The 4,877-nt window shown below is 62.5% G+C and carries 6 protein-coding genes and 1 pseudogene; 2 read left to right on the top strand and 5 right to left on the bottom strand.

Annotated features, from left to right (window positions below; all coding sequences use genetic code 11):
• The 3 genes from ACFC3J_RS22110 to dusB all read right to left on the bottom strand — a co-directional run.
• Window positions 1-222 (bottom strand): response regulator (locus tag ACFC3J_RS22110; RefSeq protein WP_375198102.1); only part of this gene is annotated, 222 nt, incomplete at its 3' end.
• Window positions 222-1,331: a nitrogen regulation protein NR(II) gene (locus ACFC3J_RS22105; RefSeq protein WP_375198101.1), complete on the bottom strand. Its 1,110-nt coding sequence runs from the start codon at window positions 1,329-1,331 to the stop codon at window positions 222-224. The genes ACFC3J_RS22105 and ACFC3J_RS22110, both read right to left, overlap by 1 nt.
• Window positions 1,328-2,347, bottom strand: coding sequence for a tRNA dihydrouridine synthase DusB (gene dusB, locus ACFC3J_RS22100; protein WP_375198100.1), 1,020 nt, complete (start codon window positions 2,345-2,347; stop codon window positions 1,328-1,330). Before dusB ends, ACFC3J_RS22105 begins: the two co-directional genes overlap by 4 nt.
• 116 nt (window positions 2,348-2,463) lie before the next feature.
• On the opposite strand from dusB, the gene ACFC3J_RS22095 reads away from it, so the two are divergent.
• A complete protein-coding gene (locus ACFC3J_RS22095) occupies window positions 2,464-3,618 on the top strand; it encodes a bifunctional 2-C-methyl-D-erythritol 4-phosphate cytidylyltransferase/2-C-methyl-D-erythritol 2,4-cyclodiphosphate synthase (protein WP_375198099.1) in 1,155 nt (384 codons plus the stop codon).
• A 5-nt stretch (window positions 3,619-3,623) separates the two neighbouring features.
• On the top strand, window positions 3,624-4,142 hold the full coding sequence (locus ACFC3J_RS22090; protein ID WP_375198098.1) for a CinA family protein: 519 nt from the start codon (window positions 3,624-3,626) through the stop codon (window positions 4,140-4,142).
• Here the strand turns inward: ACFC3J_RS22090 and ACFC3J_RS22085 are convergent.
• Both ACFC3J_RS22085 and ACFC3J_RS22080 read right to left on the bottom strand, forming a co-directional pair.
• Window positions 4,088-4,564, bottom strand: coding sequence for a type II toxin-antitoxin system RatA family toxin (locus ACFC3J_RS22085; RefSeq protein ID WP_375198097.1), 477 nt, complete (start codon window positions 4,562-4,564; stop codon window positions 4,088-4,090). The genes ACFC3J_RS22090 and ACFC3J_RS22085 overlap by 55 nt on opposite strands.
• 19 nt (window positions 4,565-4,583) lie before the next feature.
• A pseudogene (locus tag ACFC3J_RS22080) lies at window positions 4,584-4,877 on the bottom strand (lipoyl synthase); the annotation flags it as partial.

Raw genomic sequence — 4,877 nt, 5'->3', positions numbered from 1 at the left:
CAGCGCGGGCAGGTCGATCGCGATGCCGTCCAGCCCGTCGCCATCAGGCAGCATGACGTCCGTAATCAGCACATCGGGCGAAAAGCTCTCCAGCAATGCGCTGCGTTCCTTGATGGAGGCGGCCGTCTTGACCCGATGTCCCTGCCGCCGCAACGCTTCGCCGACGACCACGCAGATCGCCGGATCGTCATCCACCACCAAAATCGCGCCCGTTGCCGCCATCAACCCATTCCCATCGGCAGCAGAATGCGGAAGGTCGATTCCTCCGCGTCGCTGTCACGCGAATATTGAACGAAACCACTCATGTCGCGCACCAGCTTATCGACCAGCGCAAGGCCTAATCCCGTTCCGTCTCTTCGCCCGGTGATAAATGGATTGAACAGGTGATCAAGGATATGATCCGGCACACCCGGCCCATTGTCTATCACCAGGATCTCGATCGGCAGCACTGCGCTGCCCTTCCCCTTGCCGACTACCATGGACACGCCATGACGATAGGCCGTCTCCACCCTGATGCGAGGTTTGGCGGTATGTTCCAGCGCCTCCGCCGCGTTTTTGAGCAGGTTGATCATCACCTGCACCAACGCGTCATCATTGATGTTGGCGAATGGCAAGGATGGATCATAACTCTTTATGATACGTATATTTTTTGCAAATCCTGCCGCAGCGATATTGGCCGCCCGGTCGATCAGCGGATAGATGTTGCCGCTCCGGCACTCCAGCGTCCGGTCAGTGGTGAAATCCTGCATCCGATCGATCAACGCGGCGATCCGATCCACCTCATTGCAGATCAACTGCGTCAGCGCGACGTCACGCCCCTCATTGCCCGACTCCAGCAATTGCGCCGCGCCGCGTATGCCGGACAGAGGGTTTTTGATCTCATGCGCCAATATCGCCGCCGCGCCGATCGCGGAGCGCGCGCCTCCGGCAGTGCCGCGATGTCCGATCTTGCGCGCCTGGCTCTGCGTGTGGATCGAAACCACCCGCCACCCTTCATGATCGACGATCGGCGCGATCATCAGATCGACTTCCATCTCTGCCGTCCGCCCGGCATGGACGCGGATATCATAGGCCGCGATAGGCTTGTTGCTGTGCCAGATATCGAAGCGCGCGCCCATTTCCGCCATGCGGATCGTCCGGGCGACGTCGCTGCCCACGATCGCGGACCGCGCCATGTTGAGCAGCGTCTCGGCCCGCACATTCGCGTCGGCAATGCTGTTGTCCGGACGGATTACCAACGTCGCCACCGGCAGCGCCGTCATCAGTTCGGCAAGCGCAGGCCCGTCCTGTTGCAATCGATGCGACGGGACGGTCGTCATATGTTCGGTCATGCCGCCTTGCGCGTCTCGACCGGCCCCTCTTCGGCGATCAGCGGTTCGTAGAAGCGGGCCAGCATATCCAGCACGACATCGCCATCGGGTTCCTGATTGACGGCATTGCGGAACTCCGCGGATCCCGGCAATCCCTTGGTATACCAGCCGATATGCTTGCGGGCCATGTTAACGCCGGTGAGGCCGTCATAATGATCGATCATCGCGCGATAATGTTCGACGATCACCCGATATTGCTCCTCCAACGCGGGATCGGCCAGCCGTTCTCCGGTGCGGAACCAGTGCATCACCTGCCCGATCAGCCACGGCCGACCATAGGCGCCGCGCCCAATCATCACGCCGTCCGCTCCGCTCTGTTCCAGCGCGGCTTCCGCATCGTCGATCGAGCAGATATCGCCATTGACGATCACCGGCAGCGACACGGCTTCCTTGACGCTGCGCACGAAAGCCCAGTCCGCCGAACCCTTGTACATCTGGCAGCGGGTGCGGCCGTGAACGGTGATGAGCTTCGCGCCAAGATCCTCGGCAATGCGGGCCAGTTCGGGTGCATTGAGGCTGGCATGGTCCCAGCCCATGCGCATCTTGACGGTGACCGGCACATCCACCGCCTTCACCGTCGCCTCGATCAGCGCGGCGGCCAGCGGCAGGTCGCGCATGAGGGCACTGCCCGCATCGCCATTGACGACCTTTTTCACCGGGCAACCCATGTTGATATCAATGATCGCCGCGCCGCGATCGGCATTCAGCTTTGCCGCCTCCGCCATTTCGGAGGGCGAGCAGCCCGCAAGTTGCATAGAAACCGGCTCTTCCACCGGATGCCAGGCCGCCTTTTGCAAGGATTGGCGTGTTTCACGGATCATCGCCGCCGTCGCAATCATTTCGGTGACGTTCAGACCCGATCCATAGCGCCTCACCAGCGTCCGGAACGGCATGTCGGTTACGCCCGTCATCGGAGCCAATATGACCGGCATGTCGATCGCCACCGGGCCGACGGAGATGGGAGAGAGGGTCTTCATGAAGTCTTCATCAATCTGACAGTGCCTAAAAAACAGGCAGCCCTTAGCCGAAATCGGCTCTCGCGGCAAGCAAGCGGGACTGGCGATCCATTCCGCGCTGCGATACAGGCGCGATCATGACAGAAAAAACCGTCGCACTGCTGGTGGCAGCAGGACAGGGAAGCCGCGCTGGCGGCGATGTTCCCAAACAATTCCGTAATGTCGCGGGCAAGCCCGTCCTCGCCCACGCCATCGACGCCCTCGCCGCGCACCCCGCCATCGACTCCATCGTGATCGCCGTGGGCGCAGGGCAGCAGGCCACCGCACGCGCCGCATTGGGCGACCGCCGCGTCGCCGCGATCATCGAAGGCGCCGACAGCCGCCGCGGTTCCGTTAGCGCGGGGCTGGAGCATATTGCAGCGGATGGCGGCGCGGCCCGGATATTGATCCATGACGCGGCGCGCCCTTTTCTGCCGCTTGCCGTGATAGACCGCCTGCTGGACGCGCTGGAGCAGGCTCCCGGCGCGATCCCTACCCTGCCCGTCACGGATACGCTTGTAAGCCATTCCGGCGAAGTGGTCGATCGCAATGCGCTCGTCCGGGTCCAGACGCCGCAGGCCTTCCGGTTCGACGCCATCCTCGCTGCCCACCGGCGATGGGACGATTCGCGGGAAGCGACCGACGACGCGCAAATGCTGAAGGCGCAGGGGACCACCGTTATGCTGGTGGCCGGAGACGAAAGGCTCGAAAAATTGACCTATCCGCAGGATTTCGCTCGCGCCGAAGCGCAATTTGGCGCCGGCCGCAGCATGCGGGTCGGCATGGGGTATGACGTCCATCGTCTCGCGGAAAAGGATGAACTCTGGCTCGGCGGCATCCAAATTCCGCATGATCGCGGCCTTTCCGGGCATAGCGACGCGGATGTGGCGCTGCATGCGATTGTCGACGCCCTGCTGGGCGCGCTTGCCGAAGGCGACATCGGCAGTCATTTTCCGCCAACCGATCCCCAATGGCGCGGCGCCGCGTCCTTCCGCTTCCTGGAATATGCGGCTGAACGTGTCGCGAAACGGGACGGCTCTATCGAACATGTCGACCTGACGCTGATCTGCGAGGCGCCGAAAATCGGCCCGCATCGCGACGCCATGCGCGCCCGCATCGCGGAAATCCTGCAATTGCCCATCGACCGGGTCAGCGTGAAGGCCACCACGACGGAGCGACTGGGCTTTGCAGGCCGACGCGAAGGGATCGCCGCACAGGCAGTTGCCACCCTCTCCCTCCCCGCGCTATTCTGATCGCCATGCCAGACAGCATCCTTCCCGCACCGCTTGTCGAACTTGCCGAGCGCGTCATCATCGCAAACCGTCGCGCCGGTCGTACCATTGCCGTTGCCGAAAGCTGCACCGGCGGACTGGTGTCGGCGGCACTCACCGAAATCGCTGGCTCATCGGAGGTATTCGAAGCCGGATTCATCACTTATTCCAACGACATGAAGAGTGAGCTTCTGAAAGTCTCCCAGGATGTCATCGAAACCTTTGGTGCGGTTTCCATTGCCACCGCCTGGGCGATGGCGCAGGGCGCGCTCAACAAGAGCCACGCTCAGGTCGCTGTCGCCATCACGGGGATAGCGGGTCCCGGCGGCGGGTCAGAGCAAAAGCCTGTCGGCACTGTCGTCTTCGCTCGCGCCGAACGGGGCGGCAACCCCGACAAGATCGTGGCCGACATGCATCATTTCGGGGATACCGGCCGGGGCGGCGTGCGCCTTCAGGCGGCGCTCTGCGCGCTCGAACTGCTGCTGCCCGACTCGCCCGCGCCGTAAAGCTCCGCTGCGCGGGCTTCAAAGGCGCCGATCATCTTGCGCAGCGCCTTGTCGAACACCTGCCCCGCCAGCATTTCGAAGAGCTTGCTCTTGAATTCGAACTCGACTTCGAAGTCCACCAGCACGCCGCCCTTGCCGTCGTCGCGGAAATTCCACTCATTGTGGAGGTGCTTGAGCGGCCCGTCGAGATAATCGACCCGCACATGATCGGGCCGATGCTTGTGGACGCGGGAGGTGAAGCTCTCCTTGATCCCCTTGAAGCCGACGATCATGTCCGCGACCATTTCCGACTCGCTGTCGGAGCGGACGCGAATGGCGCTGACCCACGGCAGGAATTCGGGATAAGCTGCGACATTCGCCACCAGATCGAACATCTGTTCGGGCGCATAGGGAAGCGCCCTTGTCTCATTATGCCTGGGCATCGGTCTTACTTGCCAACTCTCACTTGCCTGCCCTCGCCAACTGCGCCTCACGCGCGGCTTTCATTTCAGCGAAATCCTTGCCCGCATGATAGCTTGAGCGGGTCAGTGGGCTGGACGCGACCTGAAGGAAGCCCTTGGCCCGCGCAATCGCAGCATAGGCGTTGAACGCCGCTGGGGTCACGAACTCCATGACCTTTGCATGTTTGGGCGTGGGCTGCAGATATTGCCCCATGGTAAGGAAATCGATGTCGGCCGAGCGCATGTCGTCCATCACCTGATGGACCTCCAGCCGCTCCTCGCCCAGCCCCAGCAT

Source organism: Sphingobium sp. (assembly GCF_041987595.1).
Lineage (GTDB): Bacteria > Pseudomonadota > Alphaproteobacteria > Sphingomonadales > Sphingomonadaceae > Sphingobium.
The sequence above is the reverse complement of the archived record's forward strand: the minus strand, read 5'-3'. Positions and strand labels throughout refer to the sequence as shown.